Here is a 17,868-nt window from a genome sequence, read left to right as displayed (position 1 = left end):
TCAAACGCCGTCCGCCGCCCCGACCGCCAGGCACATCGCCAGGAAGCGTTCGGCGGCGCGGGCGGCTGCGTCCGCGTGCGGCACCAGGATGCTCAAGGTCCGCGTCAGAGGCTTGGGCAACAGGCGCAAGGCCGCCAGCGCCCCATCTTCGTGACGCATCGACATGACGGACACGAAGCCCACGCCCAGTCCGGCACGCACCGCCTGCTTCACGCCCTCCACGCCGGCCAGCTCCAACCCCACCGACGGCGCCAGGCCCGCATCCGCAAACGCACGCTCCACCAGCCGGCGCACGCCCGAACCAGGCTCGCGCATGACCAGCGCCGACGTCGCCAGGTCGCGCAGCATCACCGCCCCCTTGCCCGCCAGCGCGTGGTCCGCGCGCACCACCGCCACCACTTCGTCCTGCCGCCAGGCGTGCACGGCCGTGTCGGCGGGCAGCCCCGCAGGCACGTCGCCCTCGATGAACGCCAGGTCCAGGGCCGGCAGGCGCTCGACTATTTCACGCGTGTTGCCGTCCGACAGATGCAGGCTGACCGCCGGAAAGGCATGGCGGAAATCCGCCACCAGGCTGGGCAGCAGATAGCTGGCGGGGGTGGTGCTGGCGCCCAGGCGCAGATCGCCGGTTTCCAGTCCGCGCCAGGATTCGCGCACCGCCTGGGCCTGCCGGTACACCTGGCGCAACTGGCGGGCCTGCTCCGCCAGGCGTTCGCCGGCTTCAGTCAGCGCGATGCCGTGGCCACTGCGGCGGTACAAGGGCTCGCCGAACCATTCCTGCAGCATCCGCAGCTGGCCGGAAACGGCGGGCTGGGACAGGTTCAGCAACTGCGCCGCGCGGCTGATGTTGCCGGCATCGGCCACGGCGGCAAAGGTAAGCAATTGGTCGGGCGTCATAGTTGCCGGGTCGGGGCCGCCTAAATATCAGAATTACTGATATTACATATCTGAAATAAAAATTTTTCAAATAGTAGGCGGGAAATTAATATTTCGTGAAGTTATTTAGATATGCCTCCTCCAAAAGGCCAGCCATGAGTACCTCTTCCAGCACCGCCGTCCCCCTGCCCGCCACCCCGGCCTCGCCCGCCGCCGCTCCCGCCGCCACGCCGTGGCGGGACAAACTCAATGGCGTGCTGTTCGTCGGCTTGATGGCCGCCGCGGTGATGCAGCTGGCGGACCTGCCCGCGATCCGCCAGCTGGGCTTTTCGCCGCTGGTCGTGGGCATTGTCTGCGGCATGCTCTACGGCAACTTCCTGCGCGGCACCATGCCCGCCGATTGGGGCGTGGGCGTGAACTTCACCGCAAGGCGCCTGCTGCGCATCGCCGTGGCCTTCTACGGCCTGAACATCAGCATCCAGCAGATCGCCGCCGTGGGCCTGCCCGGGCTGGCGGTTTCGGTAGCGGTGGTGGTGGGCACGCTGCTGCTGGGCACCGTGGTGGGCCAGCGCCTGCTGGGCCTGGACCGCGACACCGCCATGCTCACCGCCGCCGGCAGCGCCATCTGCGGCGCCGCCGCCGTGCTGGCTTTCGAGCCCACGCTGCGGGCCGCCCCGCACAAGAGCGCGGTGGCCGTGGCGACCGTGGTGCTGTTCGGCACCTTGTCCATGTTCCTGTACCCGGTGCTCTATCACGCAGGCTGGCTGAATCTCGACACCCAAGCCCTGGGCATCTATATCGGCGGCACCATCCATGAAGTCGCCCAGGTCGTCGGCGCAGCCAGCAATGTCGACCCCGCCACCACCGAAGTCGCCACCATCGTGAAAATGACCCGCGTGGCCCTGCTGGTGCCGGTCCTGTTGATCCTGGGCTTGTATCTGCGCAGCGCGGCCTCGCATGCGGCCGGCGGCCAGGGCAAGGGCGCCAAGCTGCCCATTCCCTGGTTCGCGGTGGGCTTCCTGGTGCTGGCCATCATCAATTCGCTGAACATCATCCCCGCCGACGCCGTGGCCGCCATCCGCCGCCTGGACATCTTCGCCCTGACCATGGCCATGACCGCGCTGGGCATCGAAACCCGCTTTGCCCAGATCCGCAAGGCCGGCCCCCGGGTGATGGCGCTGGGCCTGATCCTGTACCTCTGGCTGTTGGTCGGCGGCTACGCCATCGTCAAGCTGGCGTCCTGATCCCTGGCCCGCCGCGCCCAAGGCCGCGGCGGGCTTTGCGCACGCACGCCGCTGTCGCGTTTTTCCTGCATAATCGGCTGGTTCCCTAGCAGTGGAGTCGGCCGCATGACCTCCAGCACCAAAACCCCGTTTACGACTTTGCCCGCCGATCGCGACGCGGTGTTGCGCGTCATGCCGATGCCGGCGGACGCGAATATCCACGGGGACGTCTTTGGCGGCTGGATCATGTCCCAGGTCGACATCGCCGGATCCATCCCCGCCGCGCGCCGCGCCGCCGGACGCGTGGCCACCGTGGCGGTCAACGCCTTCCAGTTCAAAGAGCCGGTGTTCGTGGGCGACCTGCTCAGTTTCTACGCAGCCATCATCAAGACCGGCACGACGTCGGTCACGGTGTCCGTCGAGGTCTACGCGGAGCGCCAGCGGCTGGACGCCGAGATCGTCAAGGTCACCGAGGCCACGCTGACCTACGTCGCCACCGACGAAGCCCGCCGCCGCCGTCCCCTCCCCACTCTTTGAGCCGTAACGCATGACGCAGTCCGCCGCCGCGCAGAAACCGCCCGCGACGCCCCGCCGCCTCGACCCGGAAGACGCCCAACACGCCCTGGCGGAAGTGCAGGAACGCCTGCGCCGCCAGCAACTGGTTGCCGATCTGGTGCATCGCCAGGAGGAAGGCGACTCCAAGGCCTCGCTGGTCGAGGACCTGGTGCACCGCCAGCACGAGGCCGAACTCAAGACCCTGCTGGACGGGCTGCATCCGGCCGATATCGCTTTCATCCTGGAGTCGCTGCCCAAGGACGAACGGCAAGCCATCTGGAAGCTGGTCAGCCCCGAGCACGACGCGGACGTGCTGCTGGAAGTCGAAGACTGGGTGCGGGAATCGCTGATCGAAGCGATGGACCGCCAGGACCTGGTTGCCGCCACCGGCAACATGGACGCCGACGAGCTGGCCGACCTGGCGCCCGACCTGCCGCCCGACGTGGTGGCCGAAGTCCAGAAGGGCCTGACCGAAGAAGAACGCGCGCAGCTGCTGGAAGCCATGGGCTATCCGGAAGACAGCGTGGGCGCGATCATGGACTTCGAGATGGTCCGGGTGCGCGAGGACGTCACCCTGGAAGTGGTGCTGCGCTACCTGCGCCGGCTGCACGAACTGCCCGACCACACCGACCAGATCTTCGTGGTGGACCGCCAGGACAAGCTGCAGGGCATCCTGCCGCTGTCCAAGCTGCTGGTCAGCGAGCCTGAAACCGAAGTGCGCGCCGTCATGAACTCGGATTTCCTGACGCTCAACCCGCTGGATTCCGACGCTGACGCGGCCGGCGCCTTCGAACGCTACGACCTGGTTTCCGCGCCGGTCATGGACGACCAGGGCCGCCTGATCGGCCGCGTGACCATCGCCGACGTGGTGGACGTGATGCGCGAAGACTCCCAGGAGCAGGCGCTGTCGCGCGCCGGTCTGCAGGAAGAAGACATCTTCGCGCCCGTCTCCACCGCCCTGCGCAACCGCGCCCCCTGGCTGCTGTTCAACCTCTGTACCGCCGCCACGGCATCCTTCGTGGCCTCCCAGTTCGAAGGCACGGTCAGCCAGATCGTCATCCTGGCCTTCCTCATGTCCATCGTGGCCGGCATCGGCGGCAACTCCGGCAACCAGACCATGACCCTGATCATCCGGGCCTTGGCGATGGGCCGGATCACCGGCCGCAACCTGTGGCAGCTGGTCAAGCGCGAACTCTTCGTCACCCTGATGGTGGGCCTGTGCGGCAGCCTGGTGGCAGCGCTGTTCGCCTGGGTCATCTCGCACTCGGTGTCGATCGCGCTGGTGATGATGGCCGCCATGGTCTGCAACATGCTGGTCGGCGCGTCGGTCGGCGTGCTGGTGCCGATGGTGCGCGCCCGCTTCGGCAAGGATCCTGCCATGGGTTCTTCGGTGCTCCTGACTTTCGCCACCGATTCGCTGGGCTTCTTCATCTTTCTGGGCCTGGCCACGATTTTCCTGCTGTAGTGGGGATACAACAGCAGGAAAAATCCGCTTCCCTCTGGCGGCGCCTGCTTGACAGCTAGCTGACAGGGTCGAGGACGACTGTTCCATTACAGTAATGGGATTGTCATCTTCCCCCTTTCAGCGCCCACAATGACCGCAAGATTCCGGGCGGCAATCCTTTGCCTGCTGCTCGCCACCTTCGCCGCCACTGCCCAGGCCTGTGACAGCATGCCCGCATGGGCGCAGTCCGCCTGTAACCGCCTTGACCAGATCTGGACGGAAGGCGGCAACGACCTGTACTTCACCGGCTATTCCTGGCACAACCGCGCCACCTACAGCAAAGAGAAGATCGACAGCTTCAACGAGCTGGCATGGGGCGGCGGCTACGGCCGCAGCATCTACGACGAAGACGGCGACTGGCAGGGCCTGTACGCCATGGCCTTCCTGGATTCGCACAGCAAGGTCGAACCCATCGCCGGCTACGGTTTCCTGAAGATCGGGCGGGTCAGTGAAAACGTCCGCCTGGGCGCAGGCTACACCGTCTTCCTGACGGCGCGCCACGACATCATGAGCTATGTGCCGTTCCCCGGCATCCTGCCGCTGGTGAGCGCCAGCTACAAGGACACGATGCTCTACGCGACCTACATCCCGGGGTCAGCCGGCGCGGGCAACGTGCTGTTCATGTTCGGCCGCTGGCGCTTCTGACGCTTACCTTCAGGCGTCAGAACGCCTGACCCAGCCTGCGCACCAGATCACCCAGGCGCCAATCGTCGATGCCGTGCGCGCGCAGGGCGCGCTCGGTTTCCACGACATAGTCCAGGCAAGGCCCGGAATGCCCCACGGCATTGCGCACGGACGCCAGTAGACGGTCGTCGCTGAGGCCGGCCGCGTATTCCTGGCAGGCCCGGTTCAGCAGGAACACCAGCCCGCGCACCGGCGCGGCTTCGGTATGGCAGGTGAGCCAGCGCGGCGTGTAGGCGCCGGTGACCATTTCCCGGCGCCACAACGCCTGGAACACCGCCGGCACGTCGCAGGCGGCGATCTGAAAGGCCACGCCGCGGCAGCAGCCGCCGCGGTCCAGGCCGAACACCAGGCCGGGGTTGTCGGGCGAGCCGCGATGGTCGTGCGACCACAGGCACAAGGACCGGTGGTAGCCGCGCACTGTTGCCAGCCGACGTTCGCGCCAGGTGAAACCGGGATGCCATATCAGGGAACCGTAGGCGAACACCCACAGGTCGTCGACGCCGTTCCAGCCGCCCAGCAGGTCATCCACCGAAAGCGCGCGCCGCGAATTTTCCGTACCGGCGCAGCCGGCGGGTACTGCCAACGACATAGGGTCCTCTGATATCCCGATTCATCCCATGATGGGAGTGCGGATATCCTACGCCGTAGCCTGCGCAAAAGAATTGCGTGATGGGGGCCGGCCGGCGGGCCGAATGGAATTTGCATCCCCGCCGCCCCCTGCCATGGAAAAAAAATTGCGCGCGCCCGCCTACACCGCGTCCAGCGGCAATTCCGTGGTGCTTTTGATGACTTCCATCGAGAAGCTGGCGCTGACGTCCAGCAGGTCCACGGCAGCGATCAGGCGCCGGTAGAAGCGGTCATAGGCCGCCATGTCCTCGACCACGACCTTGAGCAGATAATCGACGTCGCCTGCCATGCGGTGGAACTCCACCACGTTGGGCAAGGCCATCACGGCATTGATCAGACTCTGCGTCCATTTCTCGTTGTGCTGGCTGGTCTTGATGGAGACGAAGACCGTCAGGTTCAGGCCCAGCGCGCAGGGATCCAGCAAGATGGCGTTGCGGGCGATGACGCCGTCATCCTTCAACTTCTGGATGCGGCGCCAGCAGGGCGTGACGGACAGGTGCACTTGCTCGGCGATCTCGGCGACCGAACAGGTGGCGTCCTTCTGCAGCAAGGCCAGTATCTTGATGTCCGTCTGGTCCATGGGTTTCCTCGGCTGGATCGGCCCCAATCTTGCCCGTTCCGCCAGCCCGCGTCCAGCCTGCTCCCCCCGGGGCGCCGGACTTCAGTAGGTCCCGGGGTAGCCGCCGCCGTCGATCAGGATGTTCTGCGCGGTCATGTAGCCGGCCTGCGCGGAACAGACATAGGCGCACAGCGCCCCCAGCTCTTCGGGCTGGCCGTAGCGCCCGGCCGGATTCGCGCGTCCGCGCTCGTCCCAGAGCTGTTCGAAGCTCTTGCCGCCGGCCTGCTCCAGCATGCCCTGTATGTGCCGGACCTGCGCGTCCGTGGCGAAGGCCCCAGGCAGCAGGTTATTGATGGTGACGTTGTGGCGCACGGTCTGGCGCGCCAGGCCGCTGACGAAGCCGATCAGGCCCGAGCGCGCGCCGTTGGACAGGCCGAGTTCAGCATGCGGCGCCTTCACGCTGCGCGAGACGATGTTCACGATGCGTCCGAAGCGCCGTTCCATCATCCCGTCCACGACCCGCCGGATCATGTCGATGGGGCCCAGCATCATGCCGTCCAGCGCCGCGATCCAGTCGTCGTGGCTCCAGTTGCGGAAGTCGCCCGGCAGCGGGCCGTCCGCATTGTTGATCAGGATGTCCGGATGGGGACAGGCGGCCATGGCCGCATCCCGGCCCGACGCCTGCGTCAGGTCGGCCGACACCCAGCCCACGCCTATCCCGGTCTCATGCGATATCTCGGCCGCGGCCTGCTCCAGCGTGGCGGGGTTGCGGGCGGCGATCGTGACCGCCACGCCCTCGCGCGCCAGTTGCAGGGCGCAGGCCCGGCCCATGCCGCGGCTGCCGCCGAATACCAGTGCCGACTTGCCGCTGATCCCCAGATCCATGCCTGACTCCCCTGTCATTGCGCTGCCCGGCGCAGCGTTGCGCCAAAGCAGACCAGTATAGGAGCGCGGGGCTGCCGGGCGGAATGGAATATTTTTCCAATCCGCGGCCCTGACGCGCCGAATTTGGCAAAGGCATTCCAGCGCAAGCTCCTACCATGGAAGCTCTGCCTGGAGGCCTGCCATGTCTTCCATCCAACTCGCCGGCGGCGGCCTGCAATCGCTATGCGCATCGGTGCAGTCCGCCCAATTGAACGCCGCGCGCGCCCTGCTGCGCGACCTGGCCGCCAGCGTCGCCAGCGCCGGCGACATGCTGCAGAACCTGCCCGCGGAGCTGCGCGCCGGACGGGCCGAGTCCTACACCCGCCATATCGCCTACGCCGATCCGCACGGCGCCTTCACGATGGCCTACCTGATCTGGCGGCCCGGCCAATTCAGCCCGGTGCATGCCCACAAGACCTGGTGCACCTATCAGGTGCTGCAGGGCGAACTCACGGAAACCCACTATCGCTGGGATCAGGAGTCCGCCGTCGCCCAGGCCTGCGGCACGGTGATCCGCCGCCCTGGCGACATCGTCACCGCCACGCAAGGCCTGCGCCAGATCCACCGCCTGGGCAATGCCGGCCCGGACATTGCCGTGTCGCTGCACATCTACGGCATGGCCCGGGACGATCTCTGCACCGGCGTCAATCACCTGGTCGACAGTGTCAACCCATCCACTGGCTGACCGGCGCGGCCGCGTCCTGCAGCGGCTGCGCCACCACGTCGATCAGCGCCGGACCGTCGTGCTCCATTGCTGCCTTGATGGCGGCATCCAGCTTGGACGGGTCTTCGACGCGCCACGCCTTGACGCCATAGGCCTCGGCGATGCGGGCGTGGTCGGTACGGTTGAAATCCACGCTGTAGTAGCGCTTGTCGTAGCCCGCTTTCTGACTGGCCTTGATCCAGCCATAGACCGAGTTCGAGAACACCACCATCAGCAGCGGCGCCTTGTGCCGCACGATGGTTTCCAGTTCGCCCACCGTGAAGCCGAAGCTGCCGTCGCCCATCACCGACACGCACTTGGACTGGGGCCGGCCCACCCAGGCGCCCAGGGCGGCCGACATAGAGAAGCCCAGCGCGCCGTGGGCGCGGTTGGTGATGAAGTGCCGGCCGGGGCGCGACACGTCGTAGTAGGCGGAAAAATACGGGCAAGGCGTGCCGGGATCGGCGCAGACCACCGCGTCGTCGGGCAGCAGGCGGTTCAAGGACTGCACCACACGTTCGGGGCGGATGGGCGCGTCCAGGCTGTGGGCCAACGGCTCCAGCTGCGCGCGGCGCGCCTCCTTGGCGCGGCCGGCCAGCACCGCGCCGTCGGCGGCGTCGGACGGACGGTGCGCCAGGCGCGCCGCCACCTCCACGCCCAGGGCTTCCAGCGCCAGCTTGGCGTCGCCCACCATGCCGACTTCGGTCAGGTAATTGGCGCCGATCACCATGGGGTCGATGTCGATGTGCAGGATGGGCACGTCGCGGTTGGGGAAGCGCCAGTGCTCGGTCGACGTGGAGCCCGCGCGGCAGCCGACGAACAGCACCACGTCGGCCGCGGCCACCACATCGCGCGTCGCCATCACGCCGCCGTTGGAGCCGACCACGCCCGCATTCAGGGGATGGGTGTCGGCCAGGCTGCCCTGCCCGCTCACGGTCACGCAGACCGCGGCCTTGAGCGATTCGGCCAACTCCTGCAGGGCGCCGCTGGCGCCGGCGATGACCACGCCGCCGCCGCAGATGATCACGGGCGCGCGAGCGCCGACCAGCCGCTGCGCGGCGCGCGCGACGTCCAGGGGATCCGGCGCGTAGCGCATGGACGGGAAGCGCCCATGTTCGGGCTGGGCCCAGACATCGGACGCGTCCACCTGCTGCTTCATCACGTCGTACGGAAGGCACAAATGGGCGGCGCCGGGCTTGCCCGTCGTCATCGCGCGGAAGGCCGCGCGCACCATGCCGGGAATCTGGTCCGCGCGGTCGATGGTGCGGTTCCACTTGGTCAGCGGACGGTACAAGGCTTCCTGGTCCAGCTCGGTCAGCGGATACTTGCCGCGCGAGCCCACTGCCACGTCCGAAGTAATGCCGAGCACCGGTATGGACGATTCGTTGGCCTCCACCAGGCCGGGCAGCAGATAGGTCGCGCCGCCGCCGCTGGGGCCTTCACACACGCCGACCTTGCCGGTCACGCGAGCATAGGCGTCCGCCATGTAGCCGGCGCTGCGCTCGTCGCGCGTCAGGATGTGCTGCATGCCGTGGTCCAGCCGGTACAGCGCGTCGTAAAACGGCAGGCTGGTGTCGCCGCACAGGCCGAATATGTGCTTGACGCCGTTGTGCTGCAGCATGCGCACCATGGCTTCGGCGCCGGTCATGTTTTCCATGTCATCTCCATTTGTGTTGCACGCATCGCGGCCGCACGGCGCTCCGCCGGCCGCGCCTCGTTCAGTTGTCCAGATTGATGTTGCTGCTCTTGATGAAGGCGCTCCACCGGTCGTATTCCGACTTCACGTAGGCGTCCAGCGCCGGGCCGTCGGAGGCCACGATCTCAAAACCCGCGTCCGTCACCTTCTTGCGGATTTCCGGGTCGGCCAGCACCGCCTTGAAGTCGGCCGTCAGCTTTTTCACGGTCGCTTCCGGCGTGCCCTTGGGCGCGAACATGCCGCTCCAGGAATAGGCGACAAAGCCTGGGAAGCCGGACTCCGCCACGGTCGGCACGTTGGGCAGATCGGGCAGGCGCTTGTCGCCGGCCACCGCCAGCGGCTTGATCTTGCCGGCCTGGATCTGGCCGCGCAGCGCCGCAAAGCTCAGCCAGGTCATGCTGGCCTGGCCGCCCACCACCGCCTGGATGGCCGGTCCGCCGCCGCCGTACGGCACGTGCAGCAACTCCACCTTCGACAGGCGCTTGAGCTCTTCGGGCGCCAGATGGTTCAGCGAGCCCACGCCGGTGGACGCGTAGTTGAACTTGTTGGGCGGCTGCTTGGCGGCCGCGGCCAGGAACTCGTTCAGGTTGTCTCCCGGCACGCTGGGATTGGCGCCCAGCACCAGCGGGAAGCGCACGGTCTGCGAAATGGCGACGAAGTCCTTGAAGGTGTCGTAGGGCAGTTTGGGCTTCACGGCAGGGTTGATGCCGTGGTTGTCGAAGCTGACCAGCAGCGTGTTGCCGTCGGGTTCGGCGCGCGCCACGAAGGCGGTGGCGATCTGGCTGGCCGCCCCCGGCCGGTTTTCGACCACGACCGCACGGCCGCCCAATTGCTGCGACAGGCGCGGCTGCAGGATGCGCGCCAGGATGTCGGTGCTGCCTCCGGGCGGATACGGCACGACCAGCACCAGCGGCCGCTCTTCGGCCGCGGCCGGCGCCGCAATGAAGGCCCCCGCCGTGGCGGACAGCATGCATAGCGCAGCCAGTCCGCGCTTTATCCCGTGATTCATAGCATTTCCCCTGCTTGTATGGTGTTGGCCGGCGCTGCCGTGGCGGGTTCGGCCTGGTCCCGCATGTAGATCGTGGAAAAACCGGTGCGTATGACGTCGGTGATCTGGTCCAGGCGGCGGCCGATGTGCGCGCTCATCAGTCCCGGCAAGGCGTCGATGTCGCGCCGCTCCAGCGCCTCGACGATGCGCAGGTGCTCGCCCTGGGTATGGCTGCGGCGTCCTTGCTGCATGTCGATCCAGCGCACGAAATGAATGCGGGCATTGACGCTTTCCAGCGCGCGCACGAACTCCTCGTTGCGCGAGTAGCGCGCCAGCGTCAGGTGAAAGGCCTCATCGAGTTCCAGCAAGCGGGTGGCGTCGCTGTCCTCGGGTACGTCGCGGGAACGCTCGACGAATTCCCGCAGGCTCGCCAGCTCCTGGTCGGTGGCGCGCTCGCAGGCCGCGCGTACGATGCCCGCCTCCAGCACGGCGCGGTATTCGTAAAGGCTGTGGATCTGCTTGGCGTCGAGCAGGCGGGCAATAAAGCCGCGGTTGACCGAACGGGTCAGGAAACCTTCGACCATCAACTGGTTCAGCACCTCGCGCAGCGGCGTGCGGCTGACGTTCAGCCTGCGGGCCAGCTCGACCTCGTTGATGCGTTCACCAGGCTTGAATTCGAAGCGCACGGCCATCGCCTTGACCGCGCCATACAGCTCGGCCTGCGCTTCCTTGGTGCGCGCTGCAGGCCGGATTGCGACTGAGGGTTGCGTCATGCCGGATCACCTGGGTTCGGTTGGATCGTCGGGAATGAATTGCATACTAAAGTGCATACACTTGACCCAACAACCCCGGGTTTCCCCGAAAGCGGGCTATTGTCAGCCGCACTCGCCATGACCCTCGGGACGAAAAAAAGCCCGCGGCGCGGACGCTGCGGGCGATTTGTTCTTCAGCGGCATCTGCCGCCTGGCGCTTACAGGCCGGTATCCAGCGTGTAGTGCGCGCCGTCCTTGTTTTCCAGGGTCAACGTCGACAGCGTAGGCCCCGCCGCGGCGGCATCCTGGCTCACGTGGATGCGCAGGTTGGCCAGCGGCACGTCCCAGCCGCCGCTGGCGGCTTCGGCTGGTACGCCGGCCACCAGCGCCAGGCGTTCGGCGACCGCACGCGCGTCGGGCGCGCGGGCATCGATGCGCAGCAAGCTGCGCGCGCCGTTGGGATGCGCCATGAGTTCAGGCGACCACACGCATTCGGGCGTCAGATGGCGGCAGAAATACATGCGGATGCCGGGCAAGGGTTGCTCGGCGAAACGCACGGTATGGAAACGGGCCTGGACTTCCTGGCCATCCATCATGGCGGGACGGCTCAGTTCCTGGACGGGATTGACGGCAAAGCCTGCCGCCAGCAGGCGTTCGCGGGTGGCTTCGGCGTCATGGGTGCGGAACACCAGCGCCTCCAGCCCGAACGGGGAATCAGCGATTTCCTTGCGCGCGGGCGGCGCGCCGGGCGGCCAGCCCAGCAATTCGACGTACGTGCCTTCCAGCACGATCAAGCGGTTGCACGACCCCAGGTTATGCACCGCCTTGTCGCTCAGGTGAAAACCCTGGCGCTCGAAATGCGGGGCCAGCGCATCCAGCCGGTCGCGCACCATGACCACGGCATGGTCGAATTCAGTGCGGCCGACGGAATGCAGCATGATGACTCCTGGATCAGACGAGCTTGCCGTGGCACTGCTTGTACTTCTTGCCGCTGCCGCAAGGGCACGGGTCGTTGCGGCCGACCTTGGGCAAGGCATTGCGCACGGGCTGCGCGCCGCTGTCCGATTCAGACTGGGCCAGCGCTTCGTAGTCGGAATGGTGGTACTGCACGTTCTGCACGTGCGGCTGCGCCGCTTCGGCCTCGGCCTGTTCGACCTGTTCCTGCGACTGCACGCGCACCGTCATCAGCACCCGGACCACGTCGTCGCGGATGCGATCCAGCATGCCCGAGAACAGTTCGAAGGCTTCGCGCTTGTATTCCTGCTTGGGGTTCTTCTGCGCATAGCCGCGCAGATGGATGCCCTGGCGCAGATAGTCCAGCGCCGACAGGTGTTCGCGCCAGTGCGTGTCGATCGCCTGCAGCATGATCGAACGCTCGAACTGCGACCACGATTCCGTGCCCACCTGGTCGACCTTGGCCTGGTAGGCCTCGCGCGCGGCGCCCACCACGCGTTCGCGCAGGTCGTCGTCGGTCAGGTTGGCTTCCTTTTCCAGCATTTCCGTCAGCGGCAACTGCACATGCCAGTCAGCCTCCAGCGCCGTCTGCAGCGCCGGCACATCCCACTGTTCTTCCACCGATTCCGGCGGCACGTAGGTGTTGAACATCTCGGTCACGGCGGCGTCGCGCAGGTTCTGCACGGTGGCGCCCACGCTGGCGGCTTCCAGCACGTCATTGCGCTGCGAATACAGCACCTTGCGCTGGTCGTTGGCGACGTCGTCGTATTCCAGCAATTGCTTGCGGATGTCGAAGTTGCGGCCTTCCACCTTGCGCTGCGCGGTCTCGATCGAACGCGTCACCATGCCGGCCTCGATGGGCTCGCCCTCGGGCAGCTTCAGGCGTTCCATGATGGCGCGCACGCGGTCGCCCGCGAAGATGCGCATCAGCGAGTCTTCCAGCGACAGGTAGAAGCGCGACGAGCCCGGATCGCCCTGGCGGCCCGCACGGCCACGCAGCTGGTTGTCGATACGGCGCGATTCGTGGCGTTCGGTGCCGATGATGCGCAGGCCGCCGGCAGCCTTGACCTGCTCGTTCAGCGGCTTCCATTCAGCGCGCACCTTCTCGATGCGGGCGCTCTTTTCGGCATCGGACAGCGATTCGTCGGCGCGAATCAGGTCGACCTGCTTATCGACGCTGCCGCCCAGCACGATGTCGGTACCGCGGCCCGCCATGTTGGTGGCGATGGTGATGTGGCCAGGCTTGCCGGCCTCGGCAACGATCTCGGCTTCGCGGGCGTGCTGCTTGGCGTTCAGCACTTCGTGCGGCAGCTTGGCCTTCTTCAGCAGGCCCGACAGCAGCTCGGAGTTTTCGATGCTGGTGGTACCCACCAGCACCGGCTGGCCACGTTCGTGGCAGTCGCGGATGTCTTCGAGGATGGCGTTGTACTTTTCGCCGTCGGTCTTGAAGACCTGGTCGTTCTGGTCCTTGCGGACCATGGGCTTGTTGGTCGGGATGATGACCGTTTCAAGCCCGTAGATTTCCTGGAATTCGTAGGCTTCCGTATCGGCCGTGCCGGTCATGCCGGACAGCTTTTCGTACATGCGGAAGTAGTTCTGGAACGTGATCGACGCCAGCGTCTGGTTCTCGTGCTGGATCTTCACGCCTTCCTTGGCTTCGACCGCCTGGTGCAGGCCGTCGGACCAGCGGCGGCCCACCATCAGGCGGCCGGTGAATTCGTCGACGATGACCACTTCGCCGTCCTGCACCACGTATTGCTGGTCGCGGAAGAACAGCGTGTTGGCGCGCAGCGCCACCATCAGGTGGTGCATCAGCGCGATATGGCGCGGGTCGTACAGCGATTCGCCTTCCGGCAGGATGCCCAGGCGCGACAGGATGCCTTCGGCGTTCTCGTGCCCGGCTTCGGACAGGTAGACCTGCTGGCTCTTTTCGTCAACCCAGTAGTCGCCTTCGGGTTCCGGCTCCTGCGGCTTGGGCTCGTGCGCCATGCGCTTGAGCAGCGGCGGCACCGCGTTCATGCGGACGTAGAGTTCGGTATGGTCTTCGGCCTGACCGGAGATGATCAGCGGCGTACGGGCTTCGTCGATCAGGATCGAGTCCACTTCATCGACGATGGCGTAGAACAGGCCGCGCTGGCGACGGTCTTCAACACGGTATTCCATGTTGTCGCGCAGGTAGTCGAAGCCGAATTCGTTGTTGGTGCCGTAGGTGATGTCGGCCTGGTAGGCCGCCTTCTTTTCCTCGTTGGGCTGCTGCGGCACGACCACGCCGGTGCTCAGGCCCAGGAAGTGGTACAGGCGCCCCATCCATTCCGCGTCGCGGCGCGCCAGGTAATCGTTCACCGTGACCACGTGCACGCCCTTGCCGGCGATCGCGTTCAGGTAGACCGGCAGCGTCGCCATCAGGGTCTTGCCTTCGCCCGTGCGCATTTCGGCGATCTTGCCGCTGTGCAGGGCGATGCCGCCCAGCATCTGCACGTCGAAGTGGCGCATGCCGAACACCCGCTTGCCGGCTTCGCGCACAACCGCGAAAGCTTCGGGCAGCAGATCGTCCAGGGACGTACCCTGGGCGTGACGGGACCGGAATTCCTCGGTTTTGGCCGCCAGTTCCGCGTCGGAGAGCGCGGAGATCTTGGGTTCGAGCCCATTGATCTGGGTTACCAGCTTGCGATACTGCTTAAGCAGCCGGTCGTTGCGACTGCCTATGAGTTTTTTGAGCAGAGAAACCATGCGTATGTCGGCCGCACGAGCCACGCCGCGCCCACGAAAGGCCGGAGCAGCGTCACCCGTGACTTGATGTTATTGGTTGAGCGGGGGTCCGCTGGAAAACGAACCAGTTTAACGCACCTGGAGCGCAATAGCCTGAACCTATGGCCAGGGCAGCACTGCCGGCCGGTTTGACCGGCGCGGACCGCCCAGGTTCACTGGGCGGCGTGGGCGACCGCGGAAGGAGGCGCGGTCTGGTGCGGCCCCAGGAACAGGCGCGGGTCCAGCGGCTGCCCGGCCAGGCGCACTTCGAAGTGCAAATGCGGGCCAGTGGAACGGCCGGAGCTGCCCACGCGGGCCACTTGCTGGCCGCGTTCAACCAGCTGACCCTGCTTGACCATCAGGGAGGAAGCGTGGGCATAGCGGGTGATCAGGCCGTCGCCATGATCGATCTCGACCATGTTGCCGTAACCCGGCTGGAACTTGGACTCCAGCACCACGCCGCCCGAGGCAGCCAGGATGGGCGTGCCCGGAGGCGCGGCGAAATCCAGGCCTTCGTGCATGGCGCTGCGCCCGGTCACGGGGTTGCGGCGCCAGCCATAAGACGAACTGAGATAGGGGTAATCGGTGATGGGCATGGCGGTCGGCATGCGCGCCTGGTCCGCCGACCGCTTGGTCAGCGCCGCGTCCAACAGCTTCAGATTGTCGGACTGCTGGGCCAGCCTGGCCTGGATCTCGTCGAGCTGGCGGCCCAGCGCCTCGGCCGAGGCCGCGCTGGGCGGCGGATGGTCGGTGAACAGATCGTCCATGACCTGGGTGGCCTCGGGCTGGGTCAGCGCCTCGGGCTGCGCCACGGCCAGCTGCTTGGCCAATTCGGGGTCGGTATAGGCCACGCCGGCCACCTTGGCCACGCGCTGGCCCAATCCGTCAATGCTCACCAGCTTGGCCTGCAGCGCCCCGACCTTGGCGGCCAGCAAATTCATGTTGCCGCGCAGGAAATCGGCATCGCGCCCGGGTTGGCCCGCCAGGGGCCAGCCCACGGCATGTACGGCCGGGAGGATCGGAGTAAGGTATCGTTGTAATGCGGCGCCAAAGATGGCGGCCGTGATCAAGGCGCCCCCCAGAAACAGCGCGAGGCGCGCGCCGCCCAGGGTGAAATGCCCGTCCTGCCCGTCGCGGGCGTGCATAATCACGATTTTCAAGGTTTGCTTCCTAATTCTTAGAGCCGGGATGAATAGACCCACTTCATACCGTCAACGTTCCAGTTCCAGCCGGCGGAAAGAAGATACCGCCCTGGGATGGCTGGGTCATGACATGCGGGGCGCCGGAGTTCTGGCGACCGCCCGCAAGCACCTGCAAATTCAGTACGCGGTGGCGGCGGTTCTGCCCGCCCCGCTGGGCGCCGTATGCCAGGTGGGCAAGCTGGAAAACCAGTGCCTCCACCTGGTGGTGCCGAGTGCCGCGCATGCGGCCAAGATGCGTCAATTGGCACCGCGCATCGCGCGGTCCCTGGCAGACCAAGGCTGGAACCTTAACGAAATCGCCGTCAAGGTACAAGCGGGTTTGCCCAAGCCCGGCGCCCGTCAGCCGCGCCCTCCCAAAGAGGCGCAACCGCTGGGCAACACCGCCCTGGGCGCGTTCGAGACACTGCACGGCAACCTGCGGCCCGGCCCTCTGGCCGACGCGGTCGCCAAGCTCTTGAAGCACCACAAGAGTAGCTGAAGCCGGCAGGGTTGTCCTTGATCCGGCGCCCCCCGGAAACGAAGCGAAACCAAGTTCTCGGACGGATCGATACTATGGTTTGCCGCCGGTTTGCGCCTTAAGCGCTAGGGGATGACGACCGCAGCCATCCGCTGGGAGCCGCCCAGGGAATTACCGCGAACGATCAGGAACCTAGCCGCGCACAATGATAGCGCGGGCGCAGCGGAGGCCGGCTTTGCCGGTCCGCCAGCGCCGCCCCTGGATGGGACCCGCGCAGCGGGGGGTAGGGGGTGGGTCTGACGCTAGGCCAGCTGCCACTCGTGGCGGAACGCCTGCGGCGCCTCCGCCTGCGATTCGTAGGTGATCAGCTCCCAGGCGTCGCGCTGCTCCAGCAGCGCACGGGCCAGCTGATTGTTCAGACCGTGACCCGACTTGCACGCGACGTAGCGCGCCACCAGGGGCTTGCCCAACAGATACAGGTCGCCGATGGCGTCCAGGATCTTGTGCTTCACAAATTCGTCGTCGTAGCGCAGACCGTCGCTGTTGAGCACGCGGTACTCGTCCATGACGATGGCGTTATCCAGGCTGCCGCCGCGGGCCAGGCCCATGGAGCGCAAGGCCTCGACTTCGTTGACGAAGCCAAAGGTGCGCGCGCGGGCGATTTCACGCACATACGAATGCGTGGCGAAATCGATCTCGGCGAAATTGGCCGTGGAGTCGATGGCGGGGTGGCGGAAATCGATCGAAAACGCCAGCGCATAGCCTTCGTGCGGTTCCAGCCGGGCCCATTTCTCGTTGCGGCCTTCGCCTTCGCGCACTTCCACCGGCTTCAGAACGCGAATGAATTGCTTGGGCGCGTTCTGTTCGACGATGCCTGCCGAGCGCAGCAGGTAGACAAACGTGGCCGCACTGCCGTCCATGATCGGGACTTCTTCGGCAGTGAGGTCGATATGCAGGTTGTCGATGCCCAGGCCGGCCAGCGCCGACATGAGGTGTTCCACCGTGGACACGCGGACATTGCCTTGCTGCAGCACCGATGCCATGCGCGTGTCGCCCACGCCGGTGGCCTGCGCGGGCAGGTCCACGACTTGCGGCAGGTCGACGCGGTGGAAAACGATGCCCGTATTCGGTTGTGCCGGGCGCAAGGTGAGCTCGACCCGCCGTCCGGAGTGGACGCCGACGCCTGTCGTGCGGACGAGATTCTGAATGCTGCGCTGTCGGAACATGAGACTTGGGTGTTTTGAGCCAGGAAGCCGGCAAGAAGACGAGCAGATTGCCGGCGTAACTGACGTATTGTAACTCTGTCCGATCCCTGGCGCCATTTGGCGTCCGGATCGACCGATACCTCCGTCCCTTATTGGAACCGTGCAAGGGGAACACGGACCGCTTCGCCTCCGGCCTGCCTGTGGGGACAGGCGG

Annotated in this window: 17 protein-coding genes; 6 read left to right on the top strand and 11 right to left on the bottom strand. The window is 66.3% G+C overall.

Going from position 1 to position 17,868, the window contains the following annotated elements:
- Positions 1–894, bottom strand: coding sequence for a LysR family transcriptional regulator (locus N5C88_RS12450; protein ID WP_059373713.1), 894 nt, complete (start codon positions 892–894; stop codon positions 1–3).
- Positions 895–1,028: 134 nt separating this feature from the next.
- Between N5C88_RS12450 and N5C88_RS12445 the strand changes: the two genes are divergently transcribed.
- The 4 genes from N5C88_RS12445 to pagP all read left to right on the top strand — a co-directional run bounded on the left by N5C88_RS12445 (position 1,029) and on the right by pagP (position 4,800).
- Positions 1,029–2,117: a YeiH family protein gene (locus tag N5C88_RS12445; protein WP_059373714.1), complete on the top strand. Its 1,089-nt coding sequence runs from the start codon at positions 1,029–1,031 to the stop codon at positions 2,115–2,117.
- 105 nt (positions 2,118–2,222) lie between these two features.
- Positions 2,223–2,633 carry an acyl-CoA thioesterase gene (locus tag N5C88_RS12440; RefSeq protein WP_054457585.1) on the top strand — a complete coding sequence of 137 codons (411 nt, stop codon included), beginning with the start codon at positions 2,223–2,225 and terminating at the stop codon, positions 2,631–2,633.
- Between the two features lie 10 nt (positions 2,634–2,643).
- On the top strand, positions 2,644–4,116 hold the full coding sequence (gene mgtE / locus N5C88_RS12435; protein ID WP_054457586.1) for a magnesium transporter: 1,473 nt from the start codon (positions 2,644–2,646) through the stop codon (positions 4,114–4,116).
- Between the two features lie 129 nt (positions 4,117–4,245).
- Positions 4,246–4,800, top strand: coding sequence for a lipid IV(A) palmitoyltransferase PagP (pagP, locus tag N5C88_RS12430; RefSeq protein ID WP_280015395.1), 555 nt, complete (start codon positions 4,246–4,248; stop codon positions 4,798–4,800).
- A gap of 16 nt (positions 4,801–4,816) precedes the next feature.
- On the opposite strand, the gene N5C88_RS12425 is transcribed toward pagP, so the two are convergent.
- The 3 genes from N5C88_RS12425 to N5C88_RS12415 all read right to left on the bottom strand — a co-directional run bounded on the left by N5C88_RS12425 (position 4,817) and on the right by N5C88_RS12415 (position 6,910).
- A complete protein-coding gene (locus N5C88_RS12425; protein WP_059373716.1) occupies positions 4,817–5,428 on the bottom strand; it encodes a gamma-glutamylcyclotransferase in 612 nt (203 codons plus the stop codon).
- 159 nt (positions 5,429–5,587) lie between these two features.
- Positions 5,588–6,046 (bottom strand): Lrp/AsnC family transcriptional regulator, encoded by a 459-nt coding sequence (locus tag N5C88_RS12420; protein ID WP_042796425.1) that lies wholly within the window; start codon positions 6,044–6,046, stop codon positions 5,588–5,590.
- An 81-nt stretch (positions 6,047–6,127) separates the two neighbouring features.
- Positions 6,128–6,910 (bottom strand): SDR family oxidoreductase, encoded by a 783-nt coding sequence (locus tag N5C88_RS12415; protein WP_059373717.1) that lies wholly within the window; start codon positions 6,908–6,910, stop codon positions 6,128–6,130.
- 181 nt (positions 6,911–7,091) lie between these two features.
- Here N5C88_RS12415 and N5C88_RS12410 point away from each other — a divergent pair, with 181 nt between their 5' ends.
- Complete coding sequence (locus N5C88_RS12410; protein WP_280015394.1) at positions 7,092–7,634, top strand: cysteine dioxygenase family protein; 543 nt, start codon at positions 7,092–7,094, stop codon at positions 7,632–7,634.
- Here the strand turns inward: N5C88_RS12410 and N5C88_RS12405 are convergent.
- From N5C88_RS12405 to N5C88_RS12380, 6 genes are all read right to left on the bottom strand, one after another.
- Positions 7,615–9,309 (bottom strand): thiamine pyrophosphate-binding protein, encoded by a 1,695-nt coding sequence (locus N5C88_RS12405; protein WP_280015393.1) that lies wholly within the window; start codon positions 9,307–9,309, stop codon positions 7,615–7,617. The two genes, N5C88_RS12410 and N5C88_RS12405, sit on opposite strands and share 20 nt — an antisense overlap.
- Before the next feature lie 61 nt (positions 9,310–9,370).
- Positions 9,371–10,357, bottom strand: a complete 987-nt coding sequence (locus N5C88_RS12400; RefSeq protein WP_280015392.1) for a tripartite tricarboxylate transporter substrate binding protein — start codon at positions 10,355–10,357, stop codon at positions 9,371–9,373.
- Positions 10,354–11,109, bottom strand: coding sequence for a GntR family transcriptional regulator (locus N5C88_RS12395; protein WP_059373720.1), 756 nt, complete (start codon positions 11,107–11,109; stop codon positions 10,354–10,356). The genes N5C88_RS12400 and N5C88_RS12395 overlap by 4 nt, the downstream gene beginning before the upstream one ends.
- Positions 11,110–11,306: 197 nt before the next feature.
- On the bottom strand, positions 11,307–12,026 hold the full coding sequence (locus tag N5C88_RS12390; RefSeq protein WP_280015391.1) for a VOC family protein: 720 nt from the start codon (positions 12,024–12,026) through the stop codon (positions 11,307–11,309).
- 13 nt (positions 12,027–12,039) lie between these two features.
- Positions 12,040–14,772 (bottom strand): preprotein translocase subunit SecA, encoded by a 2,733-nt coding sequence (secA, locus tag N5C88_RS12385; RefSeq protein WP_280015390.1) that lies wholly within the window; start codon positions 14,770–14,772, stop codon positions 12,040–12,042.
- 191 nt (positions 14,773–14,963) lie between these two features.
- Positions 14,964–15,935 (bottom strand): M23 family metallopeptidase, encoded by a 972-nt coding sequence (locus N5C88_RS12380; protein ID WP_280015450.1) that lies wholly within the window; start codon positions 15,933–15,935, stop codon positions 14,964–14,966.
- A gap of 127 nt (positions 15,936–16,062) precedes the next feature.
- Between N5C88_RS12380 and N5C88_RS12375 the strand changes: the two genes are divergently transcribed.
- Entirely contained in the window at positions 16,063–16,470 is a 408-nt protein-coding gene (locus N5C88_RS12375; RefSeq protein ID WP_082401228.1) for a DciA family protein, read from the top strand.
- A 281-nt stretch (positions 16,471–16,751) separates the two neighbouring features.
- Here N5C88_RS12375 and lpxC read toward each other — a convergent pair whose 3' ends face one another.
- Positions 16,752–17,675: a UDP-3-O-acyl-N-acetylglucosamine deacetylase gene (gene lpxC / locus N5C88_RS12370; RefSeq protein ID WP_059373723.1), complete on the bottom strand. Its 924-nt coding sequence runs from the start codon at positions 17,673–17,675 to the stop codon at positions 16,752–16,754.
- Positions 17,676–17,868 lie beyond the last annotated feature (193 nt).

The sequence above is a fragment of the Achromobacter sp. GD03932 genome (genome assembly GCF_029839485.1).
GTDB classification, from domain to species: Bacteria; Pseudomonadota; Gammaproteobacteria; order Burkholderiales; family Burkholderiaceae_B; genus Achromobacter; species Achromobacter bronchisepticus_A.
The sequence above is the reverse complement of the archived record's forward strand: the minus strand, read 5'-3'. Positions and strand labels throughout refer to the sequence as shown.

Excerpts from the sequence above, each read along its gene's own strand:
- N5C88_RS12425 (WP_059373716.1), bottom strand. The coding sequence starts at position 5,428 with ATGTCGTTGGCAGTACCCGCCGGCTGCGCCGGTACGGAAAATTCGCGG.
- N5C88_RS12440 (WP_054457585.1), top strand. The coding sequence starts at position 2,223 with ATGACCTCCAGCACCAAAACCCCGTTTACGACTTTGCCCGCCGATCGC.
- N5C88_RS12450 (WP_059373713.1), bottom strand. The coding sequence starts at position 894 with ATGACGCCCGACCAATTGCTTACCTTTGCCGCCGTGGCCGATGCCGGC.
- N5C88_RS12400 (WP_280015392.1), bottom strand. The coding sequence starts at position 10,357 with ATGAATCACGGGATAAAGCGCGGACTGGCTGCGCTATGCATGCTGTCC.
- N5C88_RS12415 (WP_059373717.1), bottom strand. The coding sequence starts at position 6,910 with ATGGATCTGGGGATCAGCGGCAAGTCGGCACTGGTATTCGGCGGCAGC.
- N5C88_RS12410 (WP_280015394.1), top strand. The coding sequence starts at position 7,092 with ATGTCTTCCATCCAACTCGCCGGCGGCGGCCTGCAATCGCTATGCGCA.
- N5C88_RS12390 (WP_280015391.1), bottom strand. The coding sequence starts at position 12,026 with ATGCTGCATTCCGTCGGCCGCACTGAATTCGACCATGCCGTGGTCATG.
- N5C88_RS12375 (WP_082401228.1), top strand. The coding sequence starts at position 16,063 with ATGCGGGGCGCCGGAGTTCTGGCGACCGCCCGCAAGCACCTGCAAATT.
- N5C88_RS12395 (WP_059373720.1), bottom strand. The coding sequence starts at position 11,109 with ATGACGCAACCCTCAGTCGCAATCCGGCCTGCAGCGCGCACCAAGGAA.
- N5C88_RS12420 (WP_042796425.1), bottom strand. The coding sequence starts at position 6,046 with ATGGACCAGACGGACATCAAGATACTGGCCTTGCTGCAGAAGGACGCC.
- mgtE (WP_054457586.1), top strand. The coding sequence starts at position 2,644 with ATGACGCAGTCCGCCGCCGCGCAGAAACCGCCCGCGACGCCCCGCCGC.
- lpxC (WP_059373723.1), bottom strand. The coding sequence starts at position 17,675 with ATGTTCCGACAGCGCAGCATTCAGAATCTCGTCCGCACGACAGGCGTC.
- N5C88_RS12445 (WP_059373714.1), top strand. The coding sequence starts at position 1,029 with ATGAGTACCTCTTCCAGCACCGCCGTCCCCCTGCCCGCCACCCCGGCC.
- N5C88_RS12380 (WP_280015450.1), bottom strand. The coding sequence starts at position 15,935 with ATGCACGCCCGCGACGGGCAGGACGGGCATTTCACCCTGGGCGGCGCG.
- secA (WP_280015390.1), bottom strand. The coding sequence starts at position 14,772 with ATGGTTTCTCTGCTCAAAAAACTCATAGGCAGTCGCAACGACCGGCTG.
- pagP (WP_280015395.1), top strand. The coding sequence starts at position 4,246 with ATGACCGCAAGATTCCGGGCGGCAATCCTTTGCCTGCTGCTCGCCACC.
- N5C88_RS12405 (WP_280015393.1), bottom strand. The coding sequence starts at position 9,309 with ATGGAAAACATGACCGGCGCCGAAGCCATGGTGCGCATGCTGCAGCAC.